Raw genomic sequence first — 26,282 nt, forward strand, 5'->3', positions numbered from 1 at the left:
GCGGCTAGAAGACCTTGGCTTCGTCCTTGAGGGCCTGGAGCAGGGCCTGGGCCTGGGCGGCGGCATCGCCTTCCAGCTTCCGGCCTGCGGGCCGCTCAGGGGGAAGGGCCAGGGCGCTGATCTGAGCGCCCGTGGTCGCCGGAGTGGCCTCCACTTCCTCGATGGTCTTCTTCTTGGCGGCCATGATGCCCTTCAGGCTCGCGTAGCGGGGTTCGTTGAGCCCCTTCTGCGCGGTGATGACCGCGGGCAGCGCGCCCTCGACGATCTCGGTGCCGCCCTCGATCTCGCGCTCGGCCTTGAAGGTGCCCTCGCCGAGTTCCAGCTTCACGACCACATTCGCCTGGCCGATGCCCATCAGCTCCGCCAGCATGGGGCCCATCGCGGCGTTGTCGCCGCCGAGGCCCTTGTTGCCGCAGAGGATCAGATCGAAGCCCTTGTCCTTCGCGTAGGCGGCGATCATCTGCGCCACGGCGAAGGCATCGCCCTGACCGTCGCCCTTCAGCAGCACGGCGGTATCCGCGCCCAGGGCCAGCGCGTTCTTGAGGACTTCCTTCACGGAATCACCGCCCACGGAGAGGGCGACCACTTCCGCGCCTTTGCCTTCCTTGATGCGGATGGCCTCTTCGAGCGCGTACTCGTCATAAGGGCTGGTGATCCACTTGACATCGGCAGGATCGAGCGAGCGCCCATCGGCGGCGACCTTGATCTTGGTCTCGGTATCGGGGACCTGTTTGAGGGCGACGAGGATCTTCATGGGCGCTCCCTGATGCGTCTTGGACGAGCCGGCCGTGGGCCGGTGCAAAAGGGCATTCTAGCGCGAGGAAAGGCTCCATCTCGGTGGGCTTTATCGTTCTTTGTGCCAGGAATCACCCTTGTCTCCGGGTAGGAACGGCCATGCCCGGAGCATGGTCCTGGGCATTGTCCTGAGGTAGCATCCACCGGCGTTCCGGTATGGTGGTCTGATCATGCGCGACCTCACGCCGATCTTCGATGGAGCCCTGGTCCTCACGGGAGGCGGGACCGGCGGCCACTTCTTTCCGGCGCTGGCGCTGGCGGAGGGAGCTCGCGCCCGGTGGTCTGACCGTCCGATCACCTTCGTGGGTGCGTGCCGAGGCATCGAGGCCCGGGAACTGCCCGCAGGCCCCTGGCCCCATCTGCTGCTGGATGTGGAGGGCTTCCTGGGGCGCTCACCCCTGAGGGCGGTGAAGTCCGCCTGGAAACTGTGGCGCGCCATGGCGCGGCTGAAATCCCTGTGGCGCCGCGAGCGGCCCTGGGCTGTGATCGGCACGGGGGGCTACGGCGCGGCCCCGGCGCTGCTGGCGGCGCGGGCCCTGGGCATCCCCTTCTTCCTGCACGAGAGCAATGCGGCACCGGGCGCCCTGGTGAAGCTCCTGGCGCCGAAGGCGCGGCGCGTGTGGTGTGGTCTCGAGGCCGTGCGGCCCATGCTGCCCGGAGCGGACTGCCGGCTGGTGGGCACACCGGTGCGCGGAGCCTTCCTCCGGGACTTCCGGCGAGCCGAGGAATTGACCGCGCCTTTCCGGCTGCTGGTGCTGGGCGGAAGCGGCGGTGCGCGGGCCCTCAACGAGGCGATGCTCGCCGTCGCCCCGGCGTTGCTGGAGGCCCACCCGGAGTGGGAGATCCTGCACCAGGCGGGGGCCGCGGAAGCCGAGCGGCTGAAGGACCGCCCTCGCCATGCCCGGCATGCGCTGGTCCCCTTCATCGCCCGCGTGGACGAGGCCATGGAGTCGGCCAGCCTCATCGTGAGCCGCTCCGGGGCCAGCACCTGCGCGGAGCTGAAGGCCGCCGGGCGGGGGGCCATCCTGGTGCCCCTGCCCACCAGCGCCAACGACCACCAGCGCATGAACGCCCGGGCCCTGGCGGAGGAAGGCCGGGCCACGGTCGTGGAGCAGGCGGAGGATCTCGCCTCGCGGCTGGAGGCGGCCATCCTGCCCCGCATGGGGGATGCGACGATGCGACAGGACTTGTCCAAGGCGCCTGAGCCCAACCGGGCCGTGGACCTCTGCCTGGATGACCTGGCGTCCTACCTGGGCTGACGGGGTTCGGCGGCCCAGGCGACGGCGACGGAGATGAAGTAGAGGCCGAGCAGGACCACGCTGAAGAAGATGGTGGTGACGACGACATCGCCGGGGGTGAAGAAGGCGCTGAAGATCAGGATGGCCATGGTGGCGTGGCGCCAGTACTTCAGCATCAGGCGGGCGGTCACGATGCGGAACTTCGCGAGGAAGAAGAACAGGACGGGCAGCTCGAACATCACGCCGGTGATGAGCGTGGTGGAGATGAAGAGGTCGAGGTAGTCCGAGACATGGAGGTTGGCGCGCAGCCCGGCGGCGGCGGCTTCCTGGAAGAGGATGTCGCCCAGGAACTTGAAGGCCTGGGTGTAGGCGAAGGCCGATCCGGCCAGGAAGCAGCCCGAGGTCACCACCACGAAGGGGATGACGAGGCGGCGCTCCTTGGGCAGGAGGCCGGGCCGGATGAAGGCCCAGAGCTGGTAGAAGAGGAGCGGCGCGGCAAGGAAGGCGGCGGCCCAGAGGGAGAGCCGCATCATGCTGAAGAAGGGCTCGGTGAGATCGGTGAAGGCGAAGGGCTGGAGCTCGGCGGCGGCCTTGCCGGTCTGGCGGGCCATGGCGTCGAGGAAGGGCTTCTGGGCCCAGATCCAGAGCTTGAAGCGGAAGGCGTAGGTCGCCGCGAAGCACACGGCCACGATGAGGAGCGAGCGCACAATGCGCACCCGCAGCTCCTGCAGGTGCTCCCAGAAGCTCATCTTGTCGGGCGGCGCGGCCGGAAGCGGCATGGTCCTCTGGGTGAGATGAGGGGGAAAAGGGACCGGCCTCCCTGGGGAGGCCGGTCAATGAAGGGCCTTCAGGCCTACTTCTTGTCCTTGTCGGAGGTGACATCTTCCTTCACGGAATCCGTCAGCTCCTTGCTGGCCTTCTTGAACTCCTGGATGCCCTTGCCGAGGCTCTTGCCCAGTTCCGGCAGGCGGGAGGGGCCGAAGAAGATCAGCAGGGCGATGCCGATCAGCAGGATTTCCATCATTCCGAGGTTGCCCATGGGTGCGCTCCGAGTCGGGTGGTGCGGTGTCAGGGTTTCAGATCGGCCAGCGATACATCGCCGGGAAGATCGAGTTCCATTCTAAGCAGAGCCTGCCCGTGGGTCTTGCCCTGAGCATCGGTTTTCACGCTTTCGCTGCCGCCGCCGCCGAGCGAGTCGTGCAGGATGAAGTTGATGGCCTTGAGGTTAGGCACCTCGAAGCGTTCAATACTGCCTTTACATATGATTGAAAAGTGATGTTTGACGCGCTCCGCCGTGAGCTCCCGCTGGAGGAGCCGGTAGCCGGCCTCCGTGTAGGCAATGACGCCCACATTGGAGCCGTCGCCCTTATCGCCGCTGCGGGCATGGGCGATGTCTTCGAGTCGGATGCGGGTCATTTCCCCTCCACGGCCCGGCGGCCCAGGGAGTGGTAGGTCCAGCCTTTGGCCTGCATGGCTTCGGGCCGGAACAGGTTGCGGCCATCGAAGATGCGGCGGGCCTTCAGGGCCTTGGCCACCGCCTCTAGGTCGGCCTCGCGGTATTCGGACCATTCCGTGGCGATGAGCAGGGCGTCGGCGCCTTCGCAGGCGGCCAGCGGCGATTCCGCGTAGCGCACCTTGTCGCCGATCTTCGCCTTCACGGCCTCCATGGCGGCGAAATCATGCACCACCACTTCGGCGCCCAGGTTCACCAGGCCATCGATGAGCTCCAGGGCCATGCTTTCGCGGATGTCGTCCGTGTTGGCCTTGAAGGCCAGGCCCCAGAGGGCGAAGCGCCGGTCTTTCAGCGGGGCGGGGACGCCGGCCTGCACGCCGAAGTGCGCCTTCACCTTCTTCAGGAGCACCTGCTTCTGGTGGCGGTTCGCTTCCACGGTGGCGGCCAGGGTCATGAGGGGGTGGCCCTGCTCGCGGCCCACCTTGAGCAGCGCCTGCAGATCCTTGGGGAAGCAGGAACCGCCGAAGCCGGGGCCGGGGTTGAGGAAGGCGGGACCGATGCGGTGGTCGGCGCCGATGGCCGTCTTCACATGATCCACATCCGCGCCCACGCACTCCGCCAGGTTGGCGATCTCGTTGATGAAGCTGATGCGCAGGGCCAGCATGGCGTTGGCGGCGTACTTCGTGAGTTCGGCACTGGGCGGATCCATGCGGAACCACTTGCCGCCGCTGCGGTCCAGGAAGGACTGGTAGAGTCCCTTCATCACGGCCTCGGCGTGATCCGAGCGGCAACCCACCACCACGCGGTCGGGCTCCAGGAAGTCGCCGATGGCCGAGCCTTCCCGCAGGAACTCGGGGTTGCTCACCACCTCGAAGGCGCGGTCGGTATGGGCGGCGATCTCGGCATGGACGCGGGCGGCGGTGCCCACGGGCACGGTGCTCTTGTCGACCACGATCAGCGGCTTGGCGTCCTTGGCACGGAGGGCCATGGCATCGCCGATCTGGCCCGCCACGGCCAGCACATACTTCATGTCGGCGCTGCCATCTTCGCTCTGGGGGGTGCCCACACAGATGAAGGCCGCGTCCGCATCCGCGATGCCGGCCTTGAGGTCCGTGGTGAAGCGCAGGGCGCCGGAGGCCAGGTGCCTGGCGAGGAGCTCGTCCAGGCCCGGCTCGAAGATGGGCGATTCGCCTCGGGAGAGGGTGGCCACCTTGGCCGCGTCCACATCCACCCCGAGAATGCGGTGCCCCGCTTCGGCGAAGCAGGCCGCCGCCACCAGCCCCACATATCCCGACCCGATGACCAGCACCTGCATGATGTCCTCGCGCAAAGCATCCAGTGTAGCTTGCTATCATTCGGGGGAGGAGACAGCATGGCGATCCTAGCGGCACCCACGGGCAACGAGGTCAATCTGCTGGAGGTCATGCTGCATGCGGGGCCGGTTTCCAAGACGGTGCTGGCGATCCTTGCGACCTTTTCCCTCCTGAGCTGGGTGGTGATCATCCGCAAGGCTCTGCTTTACCGTCGCAGCCGGGCGGTGTCCGAGCAGTTCCGCGGGGCCTTCAAGCGCGCCACCGATTGGCGCGAGCTGAAGCAGCAGATCGAGAAGTTCGCCCTCAGCCCCCTCGTGGGCCTGTTCGTGGCAGGCTACGGCGAGGTGACCTACCAGCTGCGCCAGGTGGGCGTGGATGGCCGCCCGCAGCTCCGGAGCATGGAGGCCGTGGAACGGAGCCTCCAGCGGGCAAGCGTGGTGGAGATGGGCCGTCTTGAGCGCTCCCTGGGAGGCCTGGCCACGGTGGCGGCGGTCAGCCCCTTCATCGGCCTCTTCGGCACGGTGTGGGGCATCATCGATGCCTTCCGCGGCATCGGCGCCACGGGCAACGCCAATCTGGCCACGGTGGCGCCCGGCATCTCCGAGGCCCTGGTGGCCACCGCCATCGGCCTGGTGGCGGCCATTCCCGCCCTCATGGCCTACAACTTCTTCCAGGGCCAGCTGAAGCAGTTCCAGACGGAGCTGGATGACTTCTCCCTCGAGTTCATCAGCCTTTCCGAGCGGAACTTCACCTGAGAGGCCACCGGCTTCCGCTCTCCCTGGATTGGGAGGACTGGTTCCAGCTCTGCTGCCCGCCCTACGACCAGCCCGAGGCCCTGGACCGCTTCGAATGCCGGCTGCCGCTGGCCACGGAACGGTCGCTGGCCTTCTGCGCGGAGCTGGGCGCCACGGCCACCTGGTTCTGCCTGGGGGACCAGGCCGCACGCCATCCCGGCCTGCTGCGGCGCATCGTGGCGGAGGGCCATGCCATCGGCCTGCACGGACTCACCCATCGGCGCGCGTTCGAGATGAGCCGCACCGAGTGGCGGGCCTCGGCGCGCGACGGCCGGGCTCTGCTGGAGGACCTGTCGGGTCAACCGGTGGTGGGCTACCGCGCTCCGGAGTGGAGCCTGCGGGGGGTGGCCGCGGACTGGTGGCAGGATCTTCCGGAGCTAGGTTTCCGGTACGACTCCAGCCGCGTGCCGCTCTCGGTCATCGGAAATCCGGCCTGGCCCCGGCGTCCCCACCGCCTTCCCAACGGGGTGTGGGAGCTGCCGCCTCCCGTGCTCTGGTCGGGGCCACCCCGGTCGCCGCTCTGGGGCTGGGGGCCGCGGGTGCTGCCCTTCAGCCTCGTGCGCCGGGCTCTGGAGACTCTGGCCGCCGAGGATGCGGGCACGCCCCTGGTGCTGCACCCCTGGGAGCTGGACGAGGGCCAGCCGGACCTGCCCGGCGCCTCGTTCGGCCACCGGTTCGCGCACAGCGCCGGTCTGCGGGGTCACGCGGGGCATCTGCGGGACCTGTTCGCGGGGTTCCGCCTCACGACCCTCGAAGCCTGGGTGGAGGCCCGATGAAGGACGCGCCGATCATCCTCCTCGCGCCCTCCGAAGACAAAGCCCCCGGCGGAACCCCGGCACGCCTCGCGGAGACGCCCGCCCAGCGTTGGGTGCGGGAGCGGCTGGTGGCGTTGGCGAAAAAGAACGATCCCGAGGTCCTGAGGAAGGTCTTCGATGTCAAGGAGCTCGCCCTGGCCAAGGCCCGCGCGGAGGCCCTGGCGCTGGGAGGCGTCGTTCCCGTGCTGCCGGCGCTGGCGCGCTATACGGGGGTCGCCTTCCAGGCTCTCGACGCGGCCACCCTGCCGCCGGAGACCTGGGCTCAGGTGTTCGTCCTGTCCAACCTGCGGGGCCTGGTGCGCGGCGACGAGCCCGTGCCGCCCTACAAGCTCAAGGCCGGCGCCATTCCCGGCCTGAGGGCCCACTGGCGGGAGGCCCTCCCGGCCCAGCTGGCGGCGATTCCCGCCGGGCCCCTGTGGGAGTTGCTGCCCGGCGATGGGGCCGACCTGCTCAAAAGCTGGGTGCGGCCCCGGCACACCGTGGAGATCTTCGATGCCCGCGGCAGGGCCATCAGCCACTTCTCGAAGAAGTACCGGGGTCTGGTGGCGCGATGGATCCTCGCGCACCGGCAGGGCGACCCGCGCAAGGTGCTGAAGGGAAGAATTTCCGGCTGCCAGTGGGCCGGGGCGGACGAGAACGACCGGGGCGGCCTGGCCCTCCGGCTGCTGGTGGAATCATGAGCGACGCCTGCAATCAGACCCCCTTCTGGCAGCGCCAGCCGCGACTGCCCCTGGAGATCCACCGGTTCCTTCAGGACCGCCTGGAGGCGGCGCTGCACGATCCGGAGGCCCGCCAGGCGCTGGTCTGGCCGGTCATCCTCGGGGCCCCGGGGCTGCGGAAGCTCCACCCTGCGGGCGTTCCGGAAGGGGAGCTGCTGCTCCATGCCGCCCGGATGCTCGGCGCCCTGGGCCACCACGATCCGCTGGCGGCCTGGGAGGCCCACCGCCGGACCTGGCCGGACACGGCGGAAGGTGGCCCCGAGGGATGGCGCCCGGCCGCGACCTGGGGGGCCTGGGGTCCCCTGGTGAGCCTGCGCTGCGGCTGGCAGCTGGCGGCCCTCACGCCGCTGCCCCTGGGTGAACGCTACCCGCTGGCCTGTGGCGTCTCCCTCTTCAACCATGGGCTCTACCACGAGTGCCACGATGCCCTGGAACCCCTGTGGACCGCGGCGGAGGGCGACTTGAAGGACCAGCTCCAGGGGCTCATCCTCCTGGCGGGGGGCTACCACCATCTCCAGCTCCAGAACGCGAGCGGCCTGGCGGCCCTGTGGGAAGAGGCCCTGGGCCGGCTGGAGGCCTGCGGAGGCCGCGTTGTCACGCCCTGGGGCGAGGTGCGGGCCGAGGCGGCGCTGGACCTGACGGCCCGGCGGCTGGACCATGGAAAGCGCATGATGGACGATGCGGACGAGGATGCGCTCTTCGGACCCCTGTGGGCCCTGGACCGCCCCACCTGGGAGCTGGCATGAGCAAAGCGGCCGATCTGCTGGTCCTGGGCGCGGGCATCGCCGGCTGTTCGGCCGCCCTGCGCGCGGCGGATCTGGGCGTCTCCGTGGTGCTGGTGGCCAAGGATGAGCTGGGTGGCAGCAACACCTCCTGGGCCCAGGGCGGCATCATCGGACTGGCGCCGCCCGAGGAGGGGGATTCCGCGGACCTGCTGGCCGCCGACATCGAAGCTGCCGGGGCGGGCCTGTGCCGGCCCGAGGCGGTGCGGCTGCTGGCGGAAGAAGGTCCGAAGCTCTGCCGCGCCTTTCTGTGGGAGCGGCTGGGCGTGCCCTTCGACCTGGGGGCGAACGGGACTCCTGATCCCACCGCCGAGGCCGCCCACAGCGCGCGGCGTATCTACCACGCCAAGGACGCCACCGGGCTGGCGATCCAGACTGCCCTCAGTGAGGCCGTCCGGAAGCATCCGAACATCCAGGTGCGGGAGCATCTCTGCCTGGTGGATCTCATCACCAGCCCCCACCACTGCGTCAGCCCCGTGCGGGTGTACGAGCCCATCCGCGTCCACGGCGCCTACCTGTTCGACCCGGCCACGGGGGAAGTGGAAGGGGCCCTGGCCCGGCGGACCCTGCTCGCCACCGGCGGCCTCGGGTACCTCTATCTGCACACCACCAATCCTCCGGGCGCCACAGGCGACGGGCTCGCCGCGGCCTACCGGGCCAGCGCCCGCATCGTGAACTGCGAATACCTCCAGTTCCACCCCACGACCCTCTATGTGCCCGGCAAGCCCCGCACCCTGCTGACCGAGGCCCTGCGCGGCGAAGGCGCGCGGCTGGTGAACCGCAAGGGTGAGCGGTTCATGACGAAGTACGCTCCCGAGCAGCTGGAGCTGGCCCCCCGCGATGTGGTGAGCCGGGCCATCTTCCAGGAGATGGCGGCCAGCGGAGAGCCCTGCGCCTTCCTGGACCTGGCCCCCCTGGCGGCGAGGCTGGACCTCGACGAGCACTTCCCCACGGTGATGGCGGCCTGCCGCGCCGAAGGTATCGATCCGCACCGCCAGCCCATTCCCGTGGTGCCGGCGGCGCACTACTTCTGCGGAGGCGTGCTGGTGGATCTGGATGGCCGCACCAGCCTGCCGGGCCTCTTCGCGGCCGGAGAGGTGGCTTGCACGGGGCTTCACGGCGCCAATCGCCTGGCCTCCACCAGCCTGCTCGAAGGCCTGGTCTGGGGATTCCGGGGTGCCGAGGCGGCCGCCCGCGAACTGGCCGGGGCCTTGGAGCCGGATCCCGGGGACCTCGCCGCTTGGCGCACGCCGGAGACCTCCAAGGAGATGGATCCGCTCCTCATCGACCAGGACTGGGGGCTGATCCGCAGCACCCTGTGGAACTACGCCGGCATCGTCCGCACCAAGGCCCGGCTGGAGCGGGCCAAGGCGGACCTGCACTATCTGGCCCACCGGATGGAGCGCTTCTATCACGAGTCCACCCTCAGCCGGGAACTGCTGGAGCTGCGGAGCGGCATCCTCTGTGCCCGCCTCATCCTCAACGCGGCCCTGCAGAACCCTGAAAGCCGGGGCTGCCACTACCGGGTTGATTGACCCGGTGGCTGGCTCAGGCCAATTGATTGCATGATCGGGGACAATGAGGGCATGACGCTGTCCGTGTTCGACCTGTTCCGAATCGGCATCGGGCCCAGTTCCTCCCACACCGTGGGGCCCATGCGGGCGGCGCGGCGGTTCGCCCTGGCCCTGGAGGGCGCGGGCCTGCTGGCGGCCACGGCGGCGGTCAAGGTCGAGCTCTTCGGCAGCCTCGGCGCTACGGGGAGGGGCCACGGCAGCGACAAGGCGGTGATCCTGGGCCTCCTCGGGGAGACTCCGGAGGGCGTGGACATCGAGGCCGTGGAGGGCCTGCTGGCGAAGGTCCGGGGGACGGAGCGCCTGGCCCTGCTCGGCCGCCGCGAAGTGGTCTTCCGCGAACCCGACCACCTCCTCCTGCTGCGGAAGAGCCTGCCCTTCCATCCCAATGGCCTGCGCTTCTCGGCCCTGGATGCCGCCGGGACCGTGCTGCGGATGCAGGTCTACTACTCTGTGGGGGGCGGCTTCGTGGTGGAAGAGGGGGCTCTGAACCCAGCCCCACTGGGGCCGGAGCCCCCTCATCCCTTCCACACGGGAGATGAGCTGCTGAAGCGCTGCCGAGAGACGGGGCTGAGCGTCAGTCAGCTCATGCTGGAAAACGAGCGGACCTGGCGCCCCGAGGCGGAGATCCGAGCTGGTCTCCTGGAGATCTGGGGGGTGATGCAGGCCTGCGTGCGGCGTGGATGCGCGACCGAGGGCGTGCTGCCGGGCGGCCTGAAGGTGGCCCGCCGGGCCCCTGCGCTCCATCGGCGCCTGACGGAGACGCCCGAGGCCGGGTTGAAGGATCCCCTCACGGCCATGGATTTCGTGAGCCTCTACGCCCTGGCGGTGAACGAGGAGAACGCCGCCGGGGGGCGCGTGGTGACGGCGCCCACCAACGGCGCCGCGGGCATCCTCCCCGCGGTGCTGCACTACTACCGGCGCTTCGTTCCCGGCGCCACGGACGATGGCGTGGTGCGCTTCCTGCTCACGGCGGGGGCCATCGGTGCGCTCTACAAGGAGAACGCCTCCATCAGCGGCGCCGAGGTGGGCTGCCAGGGCGAGGTGGGCGTGGCCTGCTCCATGGCTGCCGGGGCGCTGGCCGAGGTGACGGGCGGGACGCCGGACCAGGTGGAGAACGCGGCCGAGATCGGCATGGAGCACAACCTGGGGCTGACCTGCGATCCCATCGGCGGTCTGGTGCAGGTGCCCTGCATCGAGCGCAACGCCATGGCCAGCGTGAAGGCCATCAACGCCGCGCGCATGGCACTCTATGGGGATGGCCACCACTTCGTGAGCCTGGACAAGGTCATCCGGACCATGCGCGACACCGGCGCCGACATGAAGAGCAAATACAAGGAGACCGCCCGGGGCGGACTCGCGGTGACCGTGCTCGAGGCCCCGCTGGACTTCACCGTCAACCTTCCGGAGTGCTGATGCGCCGATCCGCTGCCCTGCTGTTCACCGTTCCCGCCCTGCTCTCGGGCCAGACCGCGGCAATGGACGGAGGCCGGCTGGAGCCCGCCTGGTTCGGGCCCGGGGTGACTTTCCAGTCCACGAAGGCGCTCGGGTTCCAGTGGCTGAAACCGGGGCTCGACCTCCGCCAGCGGTCCATCCGGCTCAAGGCCTGGGAGCCGGCCGCCTGGGTGCTGGGCAAGCGGGCCCTGAAAGACCAGGCCTTCCTGCAGCGGGTGGAGGATGCCCTCCCCGGACATCTGGAGAAGGGGCTCCGGCGCGGCCTGAAGGGGAGCCTTCCCGTGTCCCAGGCCAGCGGGGACCTCCACCTCGTCGCCCGGGTGGTGGATGCCGTGGGTCAGGCCGATGACTACATGTCCATGGGGGCAGTCGTCCTCTCCTTCGACCTCAAGCTCGTGGATGGGGATACGGGGGAACTGCTCGGCGCCTTCCACGACACCTTCGAGGGGACGAACCCCGAGGCCGTTCCCGTCCGGTTTGGGCGCTGGTGCGAGGACCTGGGGCGGACCCTCGGCGGGTTTGCGGCTTCCCCGGTGGCTCCCTCGGCGGCCCGCCCAGAGGCTCCGAAACCGGTCCAGGCCGCTCCGCCGCCGCCCGCTTTCGATCTGGAGGGGGCCCTGCGCCGCATCGAAGGGCTCAAGCGCGACGGTCTGCTCAGCGAGGAGGAATACCAGACCCTGAAGAAGAAGGCGGCCGACCGGGCGAAGTGATTACACCGGCCAGGGGCCCGCGCCCTGCCGCACCAGGATGGGTTCCTCTCCGCATAGGTCCACGATGGTGCTGGGGACCCCCAGCGGCTGCCCACAGTCCACCACCAGGTCGAGGGCGTGGCCGAGTTCCTCCTCGAGTTCCCAGGCGGTGTTCAGCACGGGCTGATCGGGCAGGGCCGCGCTCGTGGTGATGATCGGCTCGCCGAGCATCGCCACCAGGGCGCGGCAGAACGGATGGTCGGGAATGCGGAGGCCCACCACCTGCTTGTTCTGGAGGTACCGCGGCACCTCGCGGCTGGCCGGCAGGAGCACCGTATAGGGACCGGGCAGCATCTGTTTCAGGATGCGGAATGTGGGCGTCTCGAGGTGGCGCGTATAGCGGCAGAACATCTCCATGTCGGAGCAGAGGATGGACATGGGCTTCTTGGGATCGCGCCCCTTGAGCAGCTGGATGCGGTCCACGGCCTTCTTGCGCGACACGAGGCAACCCAGGCCGAAGAGGGTGTCCGTGGGGTAGGCGATGACGCCGTCGCGCTGCAGCAGCTCGACGATGCGTTCGAGGTGGCGCACCTGGGGGGTCTCGGGGTGCAGGGTGAGGATCATGGCGCCCCCAACTGGTCCCACCGGGCCCGGCCCGCAGAGGGGTGGTCCTGGGGTCGCTGGAAGAACCGTTCCGCCAGGGCCGCGTCCAGGTCCGCGCCAAGGCCGCTGCGCTTGGCCTGGAGGGCCAGGAGGGCCAGGACCGTCAGGCTGTCGGTGATCTCCCCCGAGAGCACGCGCCGCACGCAGTCCGCAAAGGGTTCGCGGTGGAGCATCAGCTCCTCGTCGTCCTCCGCGTGATGGCCCGCCGTGGGCGTGAGGCCCGTGGCGAGGAAGAGGAAGGCCTCCTCTTCGGTCGAGGAGTTGCTCGTGTGGAAGAAGCAGAGGGGCTCCCACACCTGGGCGGCGAGGCCGGCCTCCTCGGCCAGCTCGCGGCGGATGGCTTCGAAGGGGCTCTCGGTCGTGTCGCCGCCCCCTTCGGGGATCTCCCAGGAATAGGCCTCCAGGGGATAGCGCCACTGACCCACCAGCACCACGCGGTCCGCTTCATCCAGGGCCAGGACGCCGCAGGCGGTGCGGCGGAATCCGCAGACGGCGTAGCGTCCCTCGGCGCCTTTGCGGTGCCGGAAGCGGTCCTCGCGGATGCGGATCCAGGGCGAGTCATACACGAACCGACGCTCGAGGACGGTGTAGGGGTCCGGATGTTCGGGCCGGGGCAGGGGTTTCAGGTCCATCTTCTGAACATAGCAAAACGCCCGCTTGCGCGGGCGTTTTGCGAAGCGGTGAAGGCCTACCGACGGAGGCCGAGACGCTCGATGAGGGTGGCGTAGCGCTCCTTGCTCTTCTTCTTGAGGTAGTCGAGCAGGCGGCGGCGCTGGCCGACCATGATCATGAGGCCGCGGCGGCTGTGGTAGTCCTTGGTGTGGGTCTTGAAGTGCTCGGTCAGGTCGTTGATGCGCTTGGTCAGGATCGCGACCTGGACCTCGGGCGAACCCGTATCCGACTCGTGCTGCTTGTAGTCGTCGATGATGATCTTCTTCTGTTCCACATTCAGGGCCATGGTGGCTCCTTTTCGGGGGATCGCCCGTCACCCGAACCCTCAGTCCCGTACCGAAGGTGGGTCGAATCTGGAGGAGGCCAGATGCCTTTTGCTTTTCAACGACCATTTTCTTCCGGCAATACCGGCGAAAAAATGGTGCGGATAGAGGGACTCGAACCCCCACGTCTTGTGAACACTAGTACCTGAAACTAGCGCGTCTACCAATTCCGCCATATCCGCTTGAAAGAACAACCCGGGGCCCGAGGGATCCGGATGTGCCGAACTGCAAGCCTAGCGCGGTTCACCGGCGGAGGCAACAGGCATTCTCACCACTCCCGGTAGGGGATGCCGTTCATGCCGGTTCCCTGCGAGAGGCTGAAGACATCGTAGACATGCCCGCCGCCCCAGCTGGTGCTGTTGGCGTCGTCATTGGTGTTCCGCAGACCCCACTCGGCCTTGCCGGTGAAGGGGTCGACGGGGATGCGGCGCAGGAAGCGCACTTTGCGGCTGATGGACCCGGCGGCCGGGACGCCCTCCACCAGGACCTCCAGGCTTTCGGGATAGAAGTTCGCCTCGGCGGGCGGAGCCTTGATCTTCTGCTGCTCGGCCTGCTTCTTGTAGTCATCGATGGCCAGGCGCATCTCGCGCAGGGCGCGGCGCAGCTCCAGCTCATGCTGGCGCTTGAGGCCGTTGCGGGCCAGGGGCACCGTCACGGAGGCGAGGATCAGCAGCACCGTGGCCGTGATGACCAGCTCGAGGAGGGTGAATCCGCGCTGGCGGCTCACTGCACCGTCACGAGGGCGTTGGACCAGCGCCCGGAGATGGGGAGGTTGCCCACCAGGAACTGGCCGCTCTGGATGAGGACCGGCGCGTTCCCGGCGGTGAGGCCCTCCAGCACGAGGGTGGCCAGAAGCCCGCTGTCGACGCCGGCGCCATTGCGCTTGAAGGTGATCTTCAGGGCGCCGTCCTTGCCCGGGAACTGCTCCAGGCTTCCGCCTTCGCCGGTGATGAAGTCGCCGGGTGCCACCGCGTTCAGCCGAAGGCCGGCCGGCAGGCGCAGGTCCATGGAGCCGGAGCTGAGGCCCTTGCCGCCGCTGACGGTGAGGCTGATCTGCACCTTCTCACCGGCCTTGATCTCCGAGGCCACGGGAGACATGAAGATCACCAGGTCCGAGGCCGTGGGGGGACGCGGTTCCTCGATGGGCTTCTTGTCCTGGATGGCGTCCGCCGGAGGGGGCGTGGGATTGGAAGGCGTGGCCGGGTTGGTGGTTGGGTTGGTGGCCGGGGCGGCCGTTCCGCCGGCGGGGCCAGCGGCCGGCGCGGTGGCGGGGGTCGTCGCGGCGGGATCGGCCGCAGGTGCCTTCTTGACGGCCTTGGGCGTGAAGGGGCCCGCCTGGGCGGTCGCATCCTCGGGGTTGAAGGCCGACATGTCCTGGTCGCTGATCACGGGCTTCCGCACCAGTACGGCCCGGATGGTGAGGATCACATCGGTCTTGGCCTTGCTGTTGCGCGTGTTGCCGGTCAGCCGCCCGATGAACGGGATGTCGGCGAGGCCCCAGATGCCCTGGAGGCTCTTCTGCTCCTCGTCCTTCAGCAGGCCGCCGAAGATGGCCGTCTCGCCATCGCGCAGGCGGGCGGAGGTCTTGATCTCGCGCTTGCCGAGGTCGGGGCGGCCGGGGGTGGAGCCGGACTTGAGGGTGGTAACCAGGCTCTCGATCTTGAGGGTGATCTCGCCATTGTGGTGGACGCGCGGCTCCACCTTGATCTTCACGCCCACATCCTCGTAGGAGAACGAGGTCTGGCCCACGCCGCCGAGCAGGGACGAGGCGTTGGCGGTGCCGGTCGTTCCGGTGGTGGGCAGGGAGAGCTGGCTCTGCGTGGTGGAGATCTTCTCGCCGATGTTGACTTCGCCGGTCTCGCCGGAAAGCACGCGCACATTGGGGCTGGCGACCAGGCGCGCATCGCCGTTGCCCTTGAGGAAATCGAGGGCGAGGTTGGGGAACAGCACGCGGATGTCGGCGGTGTGGATCTTGGTGAACCCGGAGTTGGTGTTCATGCCGGAGGTGTTGTTCACCGTGGTGGCGCCCATGCGGTAGGTGCCGGAACTGTCGGAGGCGTTGATGACAGGCAGCAGGCCGATCTGCTCGAGGCTGTTCTCGGTGACTTCCATCAGCTCGAGGTAGACCATGACTTCGGCCTTGGCCTTGTCGAGGCTGCGGATCACCTGGTCGACGATGGTCAGTTCCAGAGGCTTGGCCTTCACGATGATGGCGTTGAGCCGCTTGTCGATGATCACCCGCAGCTGCGGGTTGATGGTGTTGAGGACCTGCCGCACATCGTTGGGATCGGCGTTCGCCAGGTAGATGGTCTTGAGGATCTGGTTCTCGTAGGCCTCGCGGTTCTGGGGCGTGGATTGGAAGACCATGATGGTGTTCTTGTCGATCACCTTGTAGAACAGGTCGTTCTGCAGCATCAGCGTGTCCAGCACCCGCTGGAAGGCCAGGCCCCGCAGGTCGATGGAGATGGTCTGATCCACGAAGGATTTGTGGGGGATGATGTTCACGCCCGAGGCGCGGCTCAGGGTCGCGAAGATCTCCTTCAGGCTGGTGCGGCGGCTGAAATTCAGGTCGATGCCTTCGATGGACCGGGGATTGAGCTGCACGGCGTTGGCGGCGTCGGCCTTGGCCTTCATCAGCTCGAGATCCTCCAGGGCATCCGCCTCGGCCCGCTCCCGGGCGGCCTTCTGCTCCAGCTTGATCAGCCAGTCCTGGGCGATCTGGTTGTCGGGGTCCAGCACCAGGGCCTTGCGGACCTCCATCAGCACCGTATCGTTCATGCCCCGCCCTTCAGCCTGCCGGGCCTGGGCGAGGTGGGTCTCGGCGGCGCGCTGGGAGGCCCGCTTGATGCCGATGCGGGCCTTGGTGTTCGAGGGGTCGCTCCGCAGCACATCGCGGTAGGCGACCACGGCCTCGTCGTAGCGGCCCTCGTCGAAGGCCCGGTTGGCCTTGTGCAGGCTGCACCCGAGGGTCAGCAGGAGGGCTCCCGCGAGGATCAGGGCGTTCCGGAAGGGGGCGAAGGAGGGAATCGGCATCGGGGGCATCCTTCGGATCAGAATTGATTGACGGGGGCGCCGCCGGAGGCCTCGCGGACCTCCAGGACCAGCCGCAGGTCCGGGTACTTGGTGTTCTGGAACTCAGCGCGGGTATCGAGGATGGACACCAGCTTCCAGCGTTCCTTGAGGACGGTCCCCTGGAGCAGGGTCACGGGCTCTTCGCCTTTCATGAAGGCTCCGACGAGACCCGAGGGGCTGCCCTTGAAGAACCCCAGGTAGCGGAGGTCCTGGGGCCGCGCGGAGTATTCCGCGGCCTTCTCCTGGGCCAGCCGCTGGCGCTCGATCTCCTCGGGCGTGGGAGGCGGCGGGGGCGGGGGCGGCTTCACTTTGGCGGGCGGGGGCGGGGGCGCCTCGAAGAGGAAGAGGTCGCGCTGCACCTTGGCGCCGGGGGGGAGCTCCCCCGCCTTGTCGAGGGCGGCGAGATCCGGCAGGCGGCGCAGCCCCTGCATCTGGCGGGGATCCAGCGCAACGGCGGTCCTGGCGGCGGCCGTCCGCCGCGCCCGGGGGGCGTCCGGCGCGAAGAAGGAATAAAGGGCGTAGCCGATGACCAGCACGAACCCGGCGAGGGCCGCCTGCGTCCGGCGGTTCGTGCGCAGCTCCTGGGTCATGGCCTGGAAGTCGAAAGCGCCGGTGGGCGCGGGGGCGGTCATGCCTCCTCCTCCCGATCCGGTGTGCCGGCCTTGCGGAAGGCTCGGAGCACGATGTCGAGCCGGGCCCCTTCAGGGCTCTCCTCCAGGCGGCCGTCCCGCACGGCGAAGGGCAGGCCGGAACCTTCCAGTTCGAGCATGAAGGCCTTGTGGCTGGCGTAGACGCCGATGGCGACGAACTCCACATCGATGGCTTCCAGGTCCGTGCCGCGGGAGCCCTCCCGGCTGGGCAGGCCGTACTTGATGGTCTGCAGGCGCAGGCCGTGCTTCTGGGCAAGCTCATGCAGCTGCTTGCTGAGGGTCCACTGGAGCTCGCCGGCGGAGCCCCGGGGCAGGCGGCCCTCAAGGTCGGCGAGGGTCTCCCGGCCCCGGCGGATCCGGTCGGCCAGCTGCTGGAGCTCCTTGAGCCGTTGCACCTGCTGGTTCCGGTTCAGCTCGGCTTCTCGCTTGGCCCTCAGCTTCTGGGCCAGCTGCTGGGATGCGTCGGGCAGGAGGAAGAAGGCCACGCCCAGGCCCAGGGCCAGCCCCAGGCCACCAATGGCAAGGCGCAGGCGGCTCGTGCGGAGGGGGCTGCTCATGGGAGGGGCCTCTTCGGGATACGGGGCTGCCGCCGGGGCCGACGGGTCTCTTCCTCTTCGTCCGTGGGCGGAGCGGGGCGGACCTGGAGCTTTTCAGCCGCACCCTGGGCGGCCGCGCCCTGGCTCAACGCCGGCGAGGGGCGCCCCGGGACAGGTCCCTGGGGACCGGACTTCGCGGCGGGAGGCGCCGCGATGGCGGGCCTGAGTCCCGCGGGGAGGGCGGCCGGAGCGGCGGCCCTGGCGGGGGCGGTCTTCACGGGTTTGAACTGGAAGGGTGGAGGCACGGTGGCGGCCGGGAGGCTCAGCTCGAAGTCCCAGCCTCCGCCCTGCCGCTCGGATTCCCGCTCGAGAATCACCTGGGCGAAGACGGGTGTGGCGCGCAGGGCGTCCACGAACGCGACTTCGGCCTGCTGGGTGCGGGCCTCGGCCTTCAGCTTCATCACCACCTGCTGGCCGCTGCTGCGGGCCCGCTGGAGGCCCTTCAGGCGCATGTCGGGGACCATGCACTGCTCCAGCTCGGCGGTGATCCGCGACCAGGGCAGGCTCCGCTCCAGGAGGATGCGCTCGGCGACCTTCCAGCGGGACTGTTCGCGGGCGGCGTCCATGTCCTGGAGGGAGGTCTGGAGGTGCTGTTCCTGCTGGGCGGCGCGCCGGGTCTCCTCGGCGAAGGTGACGGCCTCGCGGCCCGCGCGGCCCGCCTGGTGGTAGGCCCGCCAGGTGAGGCCGAGGGAGCCCAGCAGGGCCACCGTGCCCAGCCCCAGGGCCGCCCAGCCCAGGGCCTGGTGATGCTGCCGCCACCGGCTGGGCCGGGGGGCCAGATTGAGGTGAAGGACGGGAACGGCCATCAGGGCGCCTCTGCCATGGCGAAGCGGTCATCCAGGATGCGGGTGGGGATGCCCGCGTCCGGCCAGCTGGACGCGCCCCAGACATGGAGGCTCTGCGGCGTCCGTGATTCCCGCTGGAGGAAGGCCGCGCTGGGGGCGATGCGTTCCTCGTTCCAGCCCTGGGGATCCAGGGGTTCGCTCCACTGGCGGAGCAGGCAGAGCGTCCGACCCCAGGCGACCAGGCTGCCGGCATAGCGGTTCCCGCCCGCAGGGCTCAGCGAGAGCAGCATGCCGGGCAGGTCGAGGGTGGGGGCCAGCAGGTTGTAGAGGTGCAGCCAGCGGGGGGTGATGGCGTGGAGGTTCCGGTCCAGGCGCAGGCCCAGCTGGAGGAGGGAGTCCCGGAGGTCCTCGCGGATGCCCGAGGCCAGCCAGGTTCCAGGCTCGATCTCGATGGCCTGGACGAAGTGGGGTTCCTCCAGGGCCAGGGACTGGCTGAAGCGCCAGCGGAAGAAGGCTTCCTGGGCCTCGGCGCCCCGCGGCAGCTCCGCCTGGTCCCTCAACAGCACGGAGGGCGCCCAGAGGTCGTCGATCACCCAGCGCGTGGGTCCCAGGGGCAGGGCGGCCAGGGCCTGGGCCAGCTGGTCCTCCGTGGGGAGGCCGGCCAGGGGCCGCCGGTGCGTTCCCGCGGCGAGGCGGTGGGCCTCCAGCCAGAGGAGGGAAGTCTCCGGGGCTTGCAAGAAAGGCAGCCTCACGACCTCACTCCCTGAATGGCGGGCTGGCAAGCCTCCGGCCCGACATCCGTCGTCGGGTCGGGCACGGGGTCTTGGAGGGGCTCCACAAGTGACTCCTGACTGGGGCAGAGGGAGAGATCGAGTCTACCGGGCCTGCCCCGGTTTCCCAAGGGGGCCAGACAAACACGAATGGTATGGAATGATGGGGGGAGATGTTCCCCACTGTCACCCCCGGAGCGCTGACCGCGTGCGCCTGATCTCCCTCGAACTCCACGGATTCAAGTCCTTCGCTGATGCCCAGAAGCTCAGTTTCCCCGGTGGCATGACTGCCGTCGTGGGCCCGAACGGCTGCGGCAAGTCGAACATCTCCGACAGCCTGGCCTGGGTGCTGGGCGAGCAGCGGGCCTCCATGCTGCGCGGGGCGGAGATGGCCGATGTCATCTTCGCGGGCACCGCCCAGCGGCGGGCTACGGGCCTGGCCGAGGTGAAGCTGGTCCTGGAGATGCCCGATCCGGCCCTGCCGGGTTCGACCCGGGAGGTGACCATCTCCCGCCGGCTCTACCGCGACACCGGCAGCGAGTACCGCATCAACGGCCGGGAGGCCCGGCTGAAGGATGTCCAGGACCTGCTGCTGGACACGGGCATGGGCACCCGGGCCTACAGCTTCATCCAGCAGGGGCAGATCGATCTCATCCTCAGCAGCAAGCCCAAGGACCGGCGCCTGCTGCTGGAGGAGGCCGCCGGCATCACGCGGTACAAGCTGCGCCGCGCCGACGCCGAGAAGCGCCTGGATGAGACCAAGGCGAACCTGCAGCGCCTCGACGACATCCTCTACGAACTGAACAAGCAGATGGACTCGCTGCGCCGCCAGGCGGCCCGGGCCCGGAAGGCCAAGGAGCTGGACGAGGAGATCAAGGTCACCCAGCGCATCCTGCTGGCCGGCAAGGTGGTGGAACTGGAGGCGGCCAAGCGGCGCCTCCTCGACCAGCTGGATCAGACCGAGCGCCGGGTGGCGGAACTCACGGCCCAGGTCTCGGAGAAGGCCTCGGAAGTGGAGGCCCTGCGCCTCTCCGTGGACGAGCAGCAGCAGGCCCAGGCCAAGCGCACCAGCGCCATCCTCGGGCTGGACCAGCGCCTGCAGCTGGCGGACCAGGAACGCAGCTTCCAGGAGGACCGGCGGAGTGAGGCCCAGGGGCACCGGAGCCGGCTGGGCGAGCACATCCAGGCCCTGGCGGCGCGGCTGGCGGAATCCGGGGATTCCTTCACGGCACTCGAGGCCCAGCTGAAGGAGGCCGCGGATCGCCTCGGCCAGCGGGAGGCCGACCTGGCCAAGGCCGAGGAGCTCCTGGCCCTGGCCCAGGGGTCGCTGCGCCACGAGGAAGCGGAACTCCAGGCCCTGCGGGAGCGCAAGGCCGAATCCCAGAAGGAGGCCCTGGCCCGCCAGAAGCAGCGCCTCGGGTTCCAGAGCCAGATCGCCCAGCTCGAAGGCCGGCTGGATGGCCTCAACCATGAAGAGTCGGTGCGCGCCCCGCGCCTGGAGACGCTCCAGACCGAAGCCGGCCAGGTGGAGCGGACGCTGGAGGGTCTGCTCGCCCAGCTGGAACAGGCCGAAGAGGCGGCGCTGGACCAGCGCCGCCGGGCGGACCAGCTGGAGGAAGTCCAGCGCGCCCTGGCCCAGGATCACCATCGGGCCGAGGCCGAACTGGATGCGGCGGAACGGCGCCTGCGCCAGCTCTCGGACCTGTTGGCCAAGAGCTTCGGCGATGAGGCCATGCAGAAGGGCCTCACCTGGCTCCGCGAGCAGGGGGCCCGGCCGCGGGCCCTGGTGGAGCTGCTCACAGTGGACGAGGCCGTCCGGCCGGATCTGGAGCGCCTCCTGGGGAGCTGGCTCCAGACCCTCGCGGTGGAGGCCTCCCTGGTGCAGCGGGCCGCCGAGGCCCCGGGCCATCTCCTGCTGGCCCTCGACGGGGCGCAGGCGGTTCCTGCGCCGCCCGAAGGCTGCGAGCCCCTGAGCGCCCATCTCCACTGGACCAGCTCGGAGCGGCCCCTCGGCCGGCTGCTGGACCGCGCCTTCCGCTGCTCCGACGAGGCCCTGCCGGCCCTGGCCCTGGCCCACCCGGACCTGGCCTTCGTGTCGCCGGGCGCCATCCGCCTGCCTTTCGGCCCCGTGCAGCTGGGCGTGTCCGCGCCCGCCGCCTCGCCGCTCAAGCTGCGGGTGGAGCAGGAGGAGGCCAAGGCCACCCGCGAGGCCCTGCTGGACCGTCTGGAGGACCTGGAGGCCCGGCGTGCCAGCGGAGGCGACGAGACCCGGGCGGCTCGGGAGCGGTCCGTGGAGATCGACGAGGATCTGCGGGTCCTGCGCCGCCGCGTGGACTCGTTGAAAGCCCAGAGGACGGGGCTCCAGGCCCAGCTCTCCGAGATCAACGCCGCCAGCGAGCGGGCCGACGCCCTGTGGGAGCAGATCGAAGCCGAGATCAAGCGGCTGCAGGGGCTGCTGCGCGACCTGGAGGAGCACCCGGAGGAGGTAGGCGACGCGGCCCTGGACGAGGCCATCCATCAGGCCGAGAGCCTCGTCCGCGAGGCCCGGCAGCGGCTGGATGGGCGCCGCGACGAGCGCCTGGAAGTGGCCCGGAGCCGCGACGCGGCCTGGGCTGAGCGCGACGGCCACGAGCGCCACCTCCAGCTGGCCCAGCGGGGCCGGTTCGATCTGGAGGCCGAGCGCCAGCGGTTGGAGGCGGAATCCGCCGACCAGTCTTCGCGGGCGGAAGCCTGCGTGAAGCGCCTGGCGGAGCTGGAATCCGAATCCCAGGAGCTGCTGCGGGAGCGGGAAACCGTGCAGGCCCAGGCGCAGGAGGCTCAGCCGAAGCTGGAACTGGATCAGGAGGCCCTGCGCGTGCAGGAGCGGGGCGCCCGCGAGTTCCAGGAGGCTCTGGAGAACGCCCGGGCCCAGCACCAGGAAGTGCTGATCCATGGTGCCCAGGTGCAGGGCAGCCAGGAGGCGCTGGCCAAGGAGGTGGAACTGGCCCTGGGGCTGGAGATCCCCGCCTTCCTCGCCGGGATCAGGGAGGCCGAGCGCGAGGCCTGGGACGAGGGCGAGCTGGTGCACCAGACCCGTCTGAACGAGCTGCACGGCCGGCGCATGGACCTGGGCGGCGTGAACCCCCTGGCCATCCAGGAACTGGAAGAGGCGGAGACCCGCCTGACCTTCATGAATGAGCAGCGGGCCGATGTCACCGCCGCCATCGGGAACCTGGAATCCACCATCCAGGAGATCAATGCCACCAGCGAGGATCGGTTCCGCGAGGCCTTCGACTTCGTGAACAGCCGCTTCCAGGAAGTGTTCCGGGAGGCCTTCGGCGGCGGCAACGCCCACCTCAGCCTGGAGGACCCGAAGAACCTGCTGGAGTGCGGCATCGAGATCACGGCCCAGCCCCCCGGCAAGACCGCCAAGGCGCTCACGCTGCTGAGCGGCGGTGAGAAGGCCCTCACGGCCATCTCGCTGCTCTTCGCCATCTTCCACTTCAAACCCAGCCCCTTCTGTGTCCTGGACGAAGTGGATGCGCCCCTGGACGAGGCCAACGTGGGCCGCTTCGCCGCCATGGTGCAGAAGATGAAGGCCGACACTCAGTTCATCGTGATCACGCACCAGAAGCCCACCATGGTCGCGGCAGACACCCTCTATGGCGTCACCATGGAAGAAGCCGGCTGCTCCCGGCTGGTGAGCGTGCAGCTGCGGGAGGCCGAGGCGCTGGTGTGACGAAACGCTTGTGCTGGGGCGCTTTCGCCCCTCTTTCCACGCCGCTCAAGGGCTTTTTGGCTGTCAATGCGAAAGAAAGCGAAAATGTGGAAAACCCCGGCTCGGGATTGCTCGGCAGATTCTGCTAATGTCGTCAATATAAGTATTGAATATAAAGAAGATGAATAGATTGCAATTTCGCTTTCCGGGCTAGGGAAATCTGTCTTTCGACTGGATTTAGACCCTCCGGAAGGCCCTAATCCACAGGCTTTTCCACAGGCCCTTGAGACGGCTTCGTAACTACCTGGAAAAGCTCATGTGACAGCGGCGTGACGAAACCGGATCAGCCTTCCATGCCGGCCGCGAGGAATTCCGGCCTCAGCCATTCCCGCAGCGTCTCTTCCCCGACACCGAGGTTGGCGAGGTGCTCGGTGGCCATCTTCAGGCTCTGGCCTTCGTCGCTGCAGATGAGCAGGCGCTGCTTCCAGGCCTCGATGGCCCGGCCGCGCAGCTCCGGTTCGCCGTTGTCCATGCGCTTCTCGAGGACGAAGCCCAGGTTGTTGGCGGCCTTGCGGTGCTGGGGCTCGAGGGCGAGGGCCTTCTCGTAGGCCTCGGTGGCCTCCTTCCAGCGATCCGTGACTTCCAGGGCCACGCCCCGGGCGTTCCAGACATCGGAATCCTCGGGGGCCAGGGCCATGGCCTGCTCCACCATCTTCACCTGGTCCTCGCGGCGGTTGGCGAAGCGGTAGACCTCGGAGAGGCCGAGGTAGGCGCTGTACTCGCTGGGATCGAGTTCGAGGGCCTGGAGGAAGGCCTGCTCGGCGGCCGGGCCCTGCCGCGTCTCCAGGAGGGCGTAGCCCAGCTGGACCTGGAGGTCCGCGGCGTCGGGCTCGCGCATGAGGGCCTCGCGGTAACAGCGGAGGGCATCCTCCCAGCGCGCGTCCTCGCGGGCCATGTCGCCCAGGGCAGCCCAGGGGTTCGAGGCGTCGGGATCGGTCTCCGTGGCGAGGGAGAAATAGGACAGGGCACCATCGCGGTCGCCCATGTCGCGCTTCAGCTCGCCGAGCAGCGCCTGGGCCTCGGCCATCACCGGGGCCGGCGGGGCGAGGAGCATGAGGGTGTGCAGCTGGCCCTGAGCCAACTCCAGGTGCCCCTGCTCGCTGAAGATCTCCGCGAGGATGAAGTAGCTGGCGGGGTCGCAGACATGCAGGCTGCGGGCCCGCTGGATGCAGCGGAGGCCCTCGGCGAGGTCGCCGCGTTTGAGGAGCAGCTCACCCAGGGCATGCCAGCCCCAGTAGTAGGCGTCCTCGGCCTGGAGGGCCGCCACCAGCTGGGCCTCGGCGCCGGTCCAATCGCCCAGCTGCTCCATGGCGATGGCCAGGAGACGGAGGGTGCGCGGGTCCCGGGGCTTCAGGCTGAGGGCCTTCAGCAGCCAGCCCTTGGCCTCCGCGGGGTGGTTGCGGTGCAGCTGCACCAGCCCTGCAAGTTCGAGGGATTTGGGATCCTCGCCTTTCTGCGCGAGGGCCTGTTGCAGCGCGAGTTCGGCGCCATCGAGATCCTGGAGCAGCAGGCGCAGGTAGCCGAGGTTGCGGAGGTGGCCCGCATGGCCCGGGTGTTCGTCCCGCAGGGATTCGAGCTGGCCCAGCAGCTCGAGACCCTCTTCTTCATTGGTGTGATCGCTCAGGCAGAGGAGCCGTTCGAACCAGGCTTCGGCATGGGAGCGGTCCTCGGCCAGGAGCTGGTCAAGGATCTCCCGGGCCTCCTCGTGGCGGGCGCGTCCGTTCAGGGCGCGGGCCAGGGCCATGCGCTCGTCGAAACCGGTCCCGATGGCGGTCTTGAGGGCCGTCAGGCCGGGGTCTAGCAGCTTGAGCCAAGGGCGTACCATGGGATGCCTCGTGAGGGAGTCCAGGGTATCACCCAAGGGCAGCGGCGAGCCCGTCGCAAAGCTGGCGCGCCATGGCTTCGCGGGTCTCCACGGTGGCGGATCCGAGGTGGGGCAGCAGCACGGTCCTGGGTGCCGTCAGCCAGCGGGGCTGGATCTGCGGCTCGCCATCATAGACATCCAGGCCCACGCCGCCGAGGTGGCCCGACTCGAGCAGATCGATGGCGGCGTTCTCATCGAGGATCCCACCGCGCGCCGTGTTGATGACCGCGGCGCCGGCGGGCAGCTGTTCCAGTGCGGCGCGATCCAGCAGTCCGCGGGTCTGTTCGGTCAGGGGGCAGTGGAGGGACAGCACGGCGCTGCGGGGCAGCAGATCCGCCAGAGGCAGGCGCGGGGCCCGGCCCGTGCCGAAATCCACCAGGCCGCCGCGGCCGTCGCGACTCCAGAAGAGGGGCGTCATGCCCAGGGCCTGGACCCGCCGTGCGAAGGCCAGACCGATGGGACCGCTGCCGAGGATGCCGCAGTCCTTGCCCGCGAGGCCGGTACCCAGCAGCTGATCCGGGGCCCAGCCCCGCCAGGTCCCTGATCGCACCAGGGCCTCGCCTTCCGCCAGGCGGCGGGTCAAGGCTAGCAGGAGGGCCAGGGCGAGGTCGGCGGTGGCATCCGTCAGCACGCCCGGCGTGTTCGCCACGGCGATGCCGCGGGCCTGGCAGGCGGCCACCGGAAGATGGTTCACGCCCACGGAGTAGGTGCCGATCACCTTGAGTCTGGGCGCGGCTGCCAGGTCGGCCTCGGTGAGGGGTTCGGAAAGCACCACCACCAGGGCCTCGGCTTCGGGCAGGGCCGCATGCCACGCGGGCGACCGGAAGGGCGCCAGCTGAAGGCCGGGAAAGCGTGCCTGGAGTTCGGTCAGGGCGGGGCCGGCGAGGGAGGGCGTGGCGAGGAGGCGGGAACTCATCGCTGCAGGGCCTTGAGGGCCTGGCGGATGGCTTCGGGCAGCGCGGGCTTGGAGGCGCGGAGCTCCGCCACCACCGGCAACACCATCTCCTCCTTGAACCCGAGGTTCGTCAAGGCCGAGCGCAGGCTCCCCTCCCAGGGATCGCCCGAGGGCGTGCCCACGAGGCCGTCCAGGCCCGTCAGGCCGCCCATCTTCTCGGACAGCTCGAAGCACATCTTCTCGGCGGTCTTCTTGCCGACGCCGGGAATGCGGGTGAGGGTCTTCACATCCCGGCCCCGCAGAGCCTGCACCAGATCCTCGAGGGACAGCGCGCCCAGGGCCGCCAGGGCCATCTTGGGGCCCACGCCATCCACCTTCACCAGCATCCGGTAGAGCTCCCGCTCCTGGGGCGAGGCGAAGCCCAGCAGCCCGATCTCGTTCTCGCGCACCAGGAGTTCGGTGTGCAGCACCACCTGGGAACCCGCCTCCGGCAGCAGCCCGTAGGTGGAGAGGCTGATGGCCGCGGCGTAGCCCACCCCCCCGCATTCCACGAGGGCCAGGTTCGGCAGCTTCTGGATGAGTTCTCCGCGCAGGCGTCCAATCATGTCTTC

26 protein-coding genes and 1 tRNA gene are annotated in these 26,282 nt (G+C 69.2%); 9 read left to right on the plus strand and 18 right to left on the minus strand.

From position 1 onward, the window contains the following. Window positions 1–4: 4 nt before the first annotated feature. Window positions 5–754 carry an electron transfer flavoprotein subunit beta/FixA family protein gene (locus QUD34_RS05570; RefSeq protein ID WP_286355608.1) on the minus strand — a complete coding sequence of 250 codons (750 nt, stop codon included), beginning with the start codon at window positions 752–754 and terminating at the stop codon, window positions 5–7. Window positions 755–965: 211 nt separating this feature from the next. On the opposite strand from QUD34_RS05570, the gene QUD34_RS05575 reads away from it, so the two are divergent. Further along, on the plus strand, window positions 966–2,054 hold the full coding sequence (locus tag QUD34_RS05575) for a UDP-N-acetylglucosamine--N-acetylmuramyl-(pentapeptide) pyrophosphoryl-undecaprenol N-acetylglucosamine transferase (RefSeq protein WP_286355609.1): 1,089 nt from the start codon (window positions 966–968) through the stop codon (window positions 2,052–2,054). On the opposite strand, the gene tatC is transcribed toward QUD34_RS05575, so the two are convergent. From tatC to QUD34_RS05595, 4 genes are all read right to left on the minus strand, one after another. Next, on the minus strand, window positions 2,042–2,812 hold the full coding sequence (gene tatC / locus QUD34_RS05580; protein WP_286355610.1) for a twin-arginine translocase subunit TatC: 771 nt from the start codon (window positions 2,810–2,812) through the stop codon (window positions 2,042–2,044). The two genes, QUD34_RS05575 and tatC, sit on opposite strands and share 13 nt — an antisense overlap. 74 nt (window positions 2,813–2,886) lie before the next feature. Further along, entirely contained in the window at window positions 2,887–3,072 is a 186-nt protein-coding gene (tatA, locus tag QUD34_RS05585; protein ID WP_286355611.1) for a twin-arginine translocase TatA/TatE family subunit, read from the minus strand. A gap of 29 nt (window positions 3,073–3,101) precedes the next feature. Then, complete coding sequence (locus tag QUD34_RS05590; RefSeq protein WP_286355612.1) at window positions 3,102–3,449, minus strand: AtuA-related protein; 348 nt, start codon at window positions 3,447–3,449, stop codon at window positions 3,102–3,104. Beyond that, window positions 3,446–4,816 carry a UDP-glucose dehydrogenase family protein gene (locus QUD34_RS05595; RefSeq protein ID WP_286355613.1) on the minus strand — a complete coding sequence of 457 codons (1,371 nt, stop codon included), beginning with the start codon at window positions 4,814–4,816 and terminating at the stop codon, window positions 3,446–3,448. The genes QUD34_RS05590 and QUD34_RS05595 overlap by 4 nt, the downstream gene beginning before the upstream one ends. A 42-nt stretch (window positions 4,817–4,858) precedes the next feature. On the opposite strand from QUD34_RS05595, the gene QUD34_RS05600 reads away from it, so the two are divergent. The 7 genes from QUD34_RS05600 to QUD34_RS05630 all read left to right on the plus strand — a co-directional run bounded on the left by QUD34_RS05600 (window position 4,859) and on the right by QUD34_RS05630 (window position 11,645). After that, on the plus strand, window positions 4,859–5,554 hold the full coding sequence (locus QUD34_RS05600) for a MotA/TolQ/ExbB proton channel family protein (protein WP_286355614.1): 696 nt from the start codon (window positions 4,859–4,861) through the stop codon (window positions 5,552–5,554). A gap of 107 nt (window positions 5,555–5,661) precedes the next feature. Continuing rightward, the gene (locus QUD34_RS05605) at window positions 5,662–6,369 is read left to right on the plus strand and encodes a DUF3473 domain-containing protein (protein WP_375380013.1); all 708 of its coding nucleotides are present in this window, start codon (window positions 5,662–5,664) and stop codon (window positions 6,367–6,369) included. Continuing rightward, window positions 6,366–7,088, plus strand: coding sequence for a peroxide stress protein YaaA (gene yaaA / locus QUD34_RS05610; RefSeq protein WP_286355615.1), 723 nt, complete (start codon window positions 6,366–6,368; stop codon window positions 7,086–7,088). Before QUD34_RS05605 ends, yaaA begins: the two co-directional genes overlap by 4 nt. Continuing rightward, window positions 7,085–7,873: a DUF309 domain-containing protein gene (locus QUD34_RS05615; protein ID WP_286355616.1), complete on the plus strand. Its 789-nt coding sequence runs from the start codon at window positions 7,085–7,087 to the stop codon at window positions 7,871–7,873. The genes yaaA and QUD34_RS05615 overlap by 4 nt, the downstream gene beginning before the upstream one ends. Further along, window positions 7,870–9,444 carry an L-aspartate oxidase gene (gene nadB / locus QUD34_RS05620; RefSeq protein WP_286355617.1) on the plus strand — a complete coding sequence of 525 codons (1,575 nt, stop codon included), beginning with the start codon at window positions 7,870–7,872 and terminating at the stop codon, window positions 9,442–9,444. The genes QUD34_RS05615 and nadB overlap by 4 nt, the downstream gene beginning before the upstream one ends. Window positions 9,445–9,495: 51 nt before the next feature. Continuing rightward, window positions 9,496–10,896, plus strand: a complete 1,401-nt coding sequence (locus tag QUD34_RS05625) for an L-serine ammonia-lyase (protein WP_286355618.1) — start codon at window positions 9,496–9,498, stop codon at window positions 10,894–10,896. Further along, a complete protein-coding gene (locus tag QUD34_RS05630) occupies window positions 10,896–11,645 on the plus strand; it encodes a hypothetical protein (protein ID WP_286355619.1) in 750 nt (249 codons plus the stop codon). Before QUD34_RS05625 ends, QUD34_RS05630 begins: the two co-directional genes overlap by 1 nt. Here QUD34_RS05630 and QUD34_RS05635 read toward each other — a convergent pair whose 3' ends face one another. From QUD34_RS05635 to QUD34_RS05680, 10 genes are all read right to left on the minus strand, one after another. Further along, complete coding sequence (locus tag QUD34_RS05635; RefSeq protein ID WP_286355620.1) at window positions 11,646–12,248, minus strand: L-threonylcarbamoyladenylate synthase; 603 nt, start codon at window positions 12,246–12,248, stop codon at window positions 11,646–11,648. Then, entirely contained in the window at window positions 12,245–12,919 is a 675-nt protein-coding gene (locus QUD34_RS05640; protein ID WP_286355621.1) for an NUDIX domain-containing protein, read from the minus strand. Before QUD34_RS05640 ends, QUD34_RS05635 begins: the two co-directional genes overlap by 4 nt. A 56-nt stretch (window positions 12,920–12,975) precedes the next feature. Further along, window positions 12,976–13,245, minus strand: a complete 270-nt coding sequence (gene rpsO / locus QUD34_RS05645) for a 30S ribosomal protein S15 (RefSeq protein WP_243293268.1) — start codon at window positions 13,243–13,245, stop codon at window positions 12,976–12,978. A 133-nt stretch (window positions 13,246–13,378) separates the two neighbouring features. Next, window positions 13,379–13,464: transfer RNA gene (locus QUD34_RS05650), tRNA-Leu, on the minus strand. An 86-nt stretch (window positions 13,465–13,550) separates the two neighbouring features. Beyond that, window positions 13,551–14,009, minus strand: coding sequence for a type II secretion system protein (locus QUD34_RS05655; RefSeq protein ID WP_286355622.1), 459 nt, complete (start codon window positions 14,007–14,009; stop codon window positions 13,551–13,553). Next, window positions 14,006–16,315 (minus strand): secretin GspD/PilQ domain-containing protein, encoded by a 2,310-nt coding sequence (locus QUD34_RS05660; RefSeq protein ID WP_286355623.1) that lies wholly within the window; start codon window positions 16,313–16,315, stop codon window positions 14,006–14,008. The genes QUD34_RS05655 and QUD34_RS05660 overlap by 4 nt, the downstream gene beginning before the upstream one ends. A 17-nt stretch (window positions 16,316–16,332) precedes the next feature. Next, entirely contained in the window at window positions 16,333–16,986 is a 654-nt protein-coding gene (locus QUD34_RS05665; RefSeq protein ID WP_286355624.1) for a hypothetical protein, read from the minus strand. After that, the gene (locus QUD34_RS05670) at window positions 16,983–17,561 is read right to left on the minus strand and encodes a hypothetical protein (protein WP_286355625.1); all 579 of its coding nucleotides are present in this window, start codon (window positions 17,559–17,561) and stop codon (window positions 16,983–16,985) included. The genes QUD34_RS05665 and QUD34_RS05670 overlap by 4 nt, the downstream gene beginning before the upstream one ends. Further along, entirely contained in the window at window positions 17,558–18,406 is an 849-nt protein-coding gene (locus QUD34_RS05675; protein WP_286355626.1) for a hypothetical protein, read from the minus strand. The genes QUD34_RS05670 and QUD34_RS05675 overlap by 4 nt, the downstream gene beginning before the upstream one ends. Continuing rightward, on the minus strand, window positions 18,406–19,137 hold the full coding sequence (locus tag QUD34_RS05680) for a hypothetical protein (RefSeq protein ID WP_286355627.1): 732 nt from the start codon (window positions 19,135–19,137) through the stop codon (window positions 18,406–18,408). The genes QUD34_RS05675 and QUD34_RS05680 overlap by 1 nt, the downstream gene beginning before the upstream one ends. 226 nt (window positions 19,138–19,363) lie before the next feature. On the opposite strand from QUD34_RS05680, the gene smc reads away from it, so the two are divergent. Continuing rightward, window positions 19,364–22,873, plus strand: a complete 3,510-nt coding sequence (gene smc, locus QUD34_RS05685) for a chromosome segregation protein SMC (RefSeq protein WP_286355628.1) — start codon at window positions 19,364–19,366, stop codon at window positions 22,871–22,873. 322 nt (window positions 22,874–23,195) lie between these two features. Here the strand turns inward: smc and QUD34_RS05690 are convergent, their stop codons facing one another. From QUD34_RS05690 to ruvA, 3 genes are read right to left on the minus strand one after another with little or no spacing between them, the layout of a single operon-like run. After that, window positions 23,196–24,737, minus strand: coding sequence for a tetratricopeptide repeat protein (locus QUD34_RS05690; RefSeq protein ID WP_286355629.1), 1,542 nt, complete (start codon window positions 24,735–24,737; stop codon window positions 23,196–23,198). Between the two features lie 28 nt (window positions 24,738–24,765). Further along, window positions 24,766–25,692, minus strand: coding sequence for an NAD(P)-dependent oxidoreductase (locus tag QUD34_RS05695; RefSeq protein ID WP_286355630.1), 927 nt, complete (start codon window positions 25,690–25,692; stop codon window positions 24,766–24,768). Further along, a complete protein-coding gene (gene ruvA, locus QUD34_RS05700; protein ID WP_286355631.1) occupies window positions 25,689–26,276 on the minus strand; it encodes a Holliday junction branch migration protein RuvA in 588 nt (195 codons plus the stop codon). Before ruvA ends, QUD34_RS05695 begins: the two co-directional genes overlap by 4 nt. Window positions 26,277–26,282 lie beyond the last annotated feature (6 nt).

The sequence above is a fragment of the Geothrix oryzae genome (genome assembly GCF_030295385.1).
Classification (GTDB): domain Bacteria; phylum Acidobacteriota; class Holophagae; order Holophagales; family Holophagaceae; genus Geothrix; species Geothrix oryzae.

Coding starts and splice junctions, on each gene's coding strand:
- QUD34_RS05625 (WP_286355618.1), top strand. CDS start 9,496: ATGACGCTGTCCGTGTTCGACCTGTTCCGAATCGGCATCGGGCCCAGT.
- QUD34_RS05570 (WP_286355608.1), bottom strand. CDS start 754: ATGAAGATCCTCGTCGCCCTCAAACAGGTCCCCGATACCGAGACCAAG.
- QUD34_RS05640 (WP_286355621.1), bottom strand. CDS start 12,919: ATGGACCTGAAACCCCTGCCCCGGCCCGAACATCCGGACCCCTACACC.
- QUD34_RS05630 (WP_286355619.1), top strand. CDS start 10,896: ATGCGCCGATCCGCTGCCCTGCTGTTCACCGTTCCCGCCCTGCTCTCG.
- QUD34_RS05590 (WP_286355612.1), bottom strand. CDS start 3,449: ATGACCCGCATCCGACTCGAAGACATCGCCCATGCCCGCAGCGGCGAT.
- QUD34_RS05635 (WP_286355620.1), bottom strand. CDS start 12,248: ATGATCCTCACCCTGCACCCCGAGACCCCCCAGGTGCGCCACCTCGAA.
- QUD34_RS05660 (WP_286355623.1), bottom strand. CDS start 16,315: ATGCCGATTCCCTCCTTCGCCCCCTTCCGGAACGCCCTGATCCTCGCG.
- tatC (WP_286355610.1), bottom strand. CDS start 2,812: ATGCCGCTTCCGGCCGCGCCGCCCGACAAGATGAGCTTCTGGGAGCAC.
- tatA (WP_286355611.1), bottom strand. CDS start 3,072: ATGGGCAACCTCGGAATGATGGAAATCCTGCTGATCGGCATCGCCCTG.
- QUD34_RS05665 (WP_286355624.1), bottom strand. CDS start 16,986: ATGACCGCCCCCGCGCCCACCGGCGCTTTCGACTTCCAGGCCATGACC.
- nadB (WP_286355617.1), top strand. CDS start 7,870: ATGAGCAAAGCGGCCGATCTGCTGGTCCTGGGCGCGGGCATCGCCGGC.
- QUD34_RS05615 (WP_286355616.1), top strand. CDS start 7,085: ATGAGCGACGCCTGCAATCAGACCCCCTTCTGGCAGCGCCAGCCGCGA.
- QUD34_RS05695 (WP_286355630.1), bottom strand. CDS start 25,692: ATGAGTTCCCGCCTCCTCGCCACGCCCTCCCTCGCCGGCCCCGCCCTG.
- yaaA (WP_286355615.1), top strand. CDS start 6,366: ATGAAGGACGCGCCGATCATCCTCCTCGCGCCCTCCGAAGACAAAGCC.
- QUD34_RS05675 (WP_286355626.1), bottom strand. CDS start 18,406: ATGGCCGTTCCCGTCCTTCACCTCAATCTGGCCCCCCGGCCCAGCCGG.
- QUD34_RS05690 (WP_286355629.1), bottom strand. CDS start 24,737: ATGGTACGCCCTTGGCTCAAGCTGCTAGACCCCGGCCTGACGGCCCTC.
- QUD34_RS05600 (WP_286355614.1), top strand. CDS start 4,859: ATGGCGATCCTAGCGGCACCCACGGGCAACGAGGTCAATCTGCTGGAG.
- QUD34_RS05670 (WP_286355625.1), bottom strand. CDS start 17,561: ATGAGCAGCCCCCTCCGCACGAGCCGCCTGCGCCTTGCCATTGGTGGC.
- rpsO (WP_243293268.1), bottom strand. CDS start 13,245: ATGGCCCTGAATGTGGAACAGAAGAAGATCATCATCGACGACTACAAG.
- QUD34_RS05575 (WP_286355609.1), top strand. CDS start 966: ATGCGCGACCTCACGCCGATCTTCGATGGAGCCCTGGTCCTCACGGGA.
- ruvA (WP_286355631.1), bottom strand. CDS start 26,276: ATGATTGGACGCCTGCGCGGAGAACTCATCCAGAAGCTGCCGAACCTG.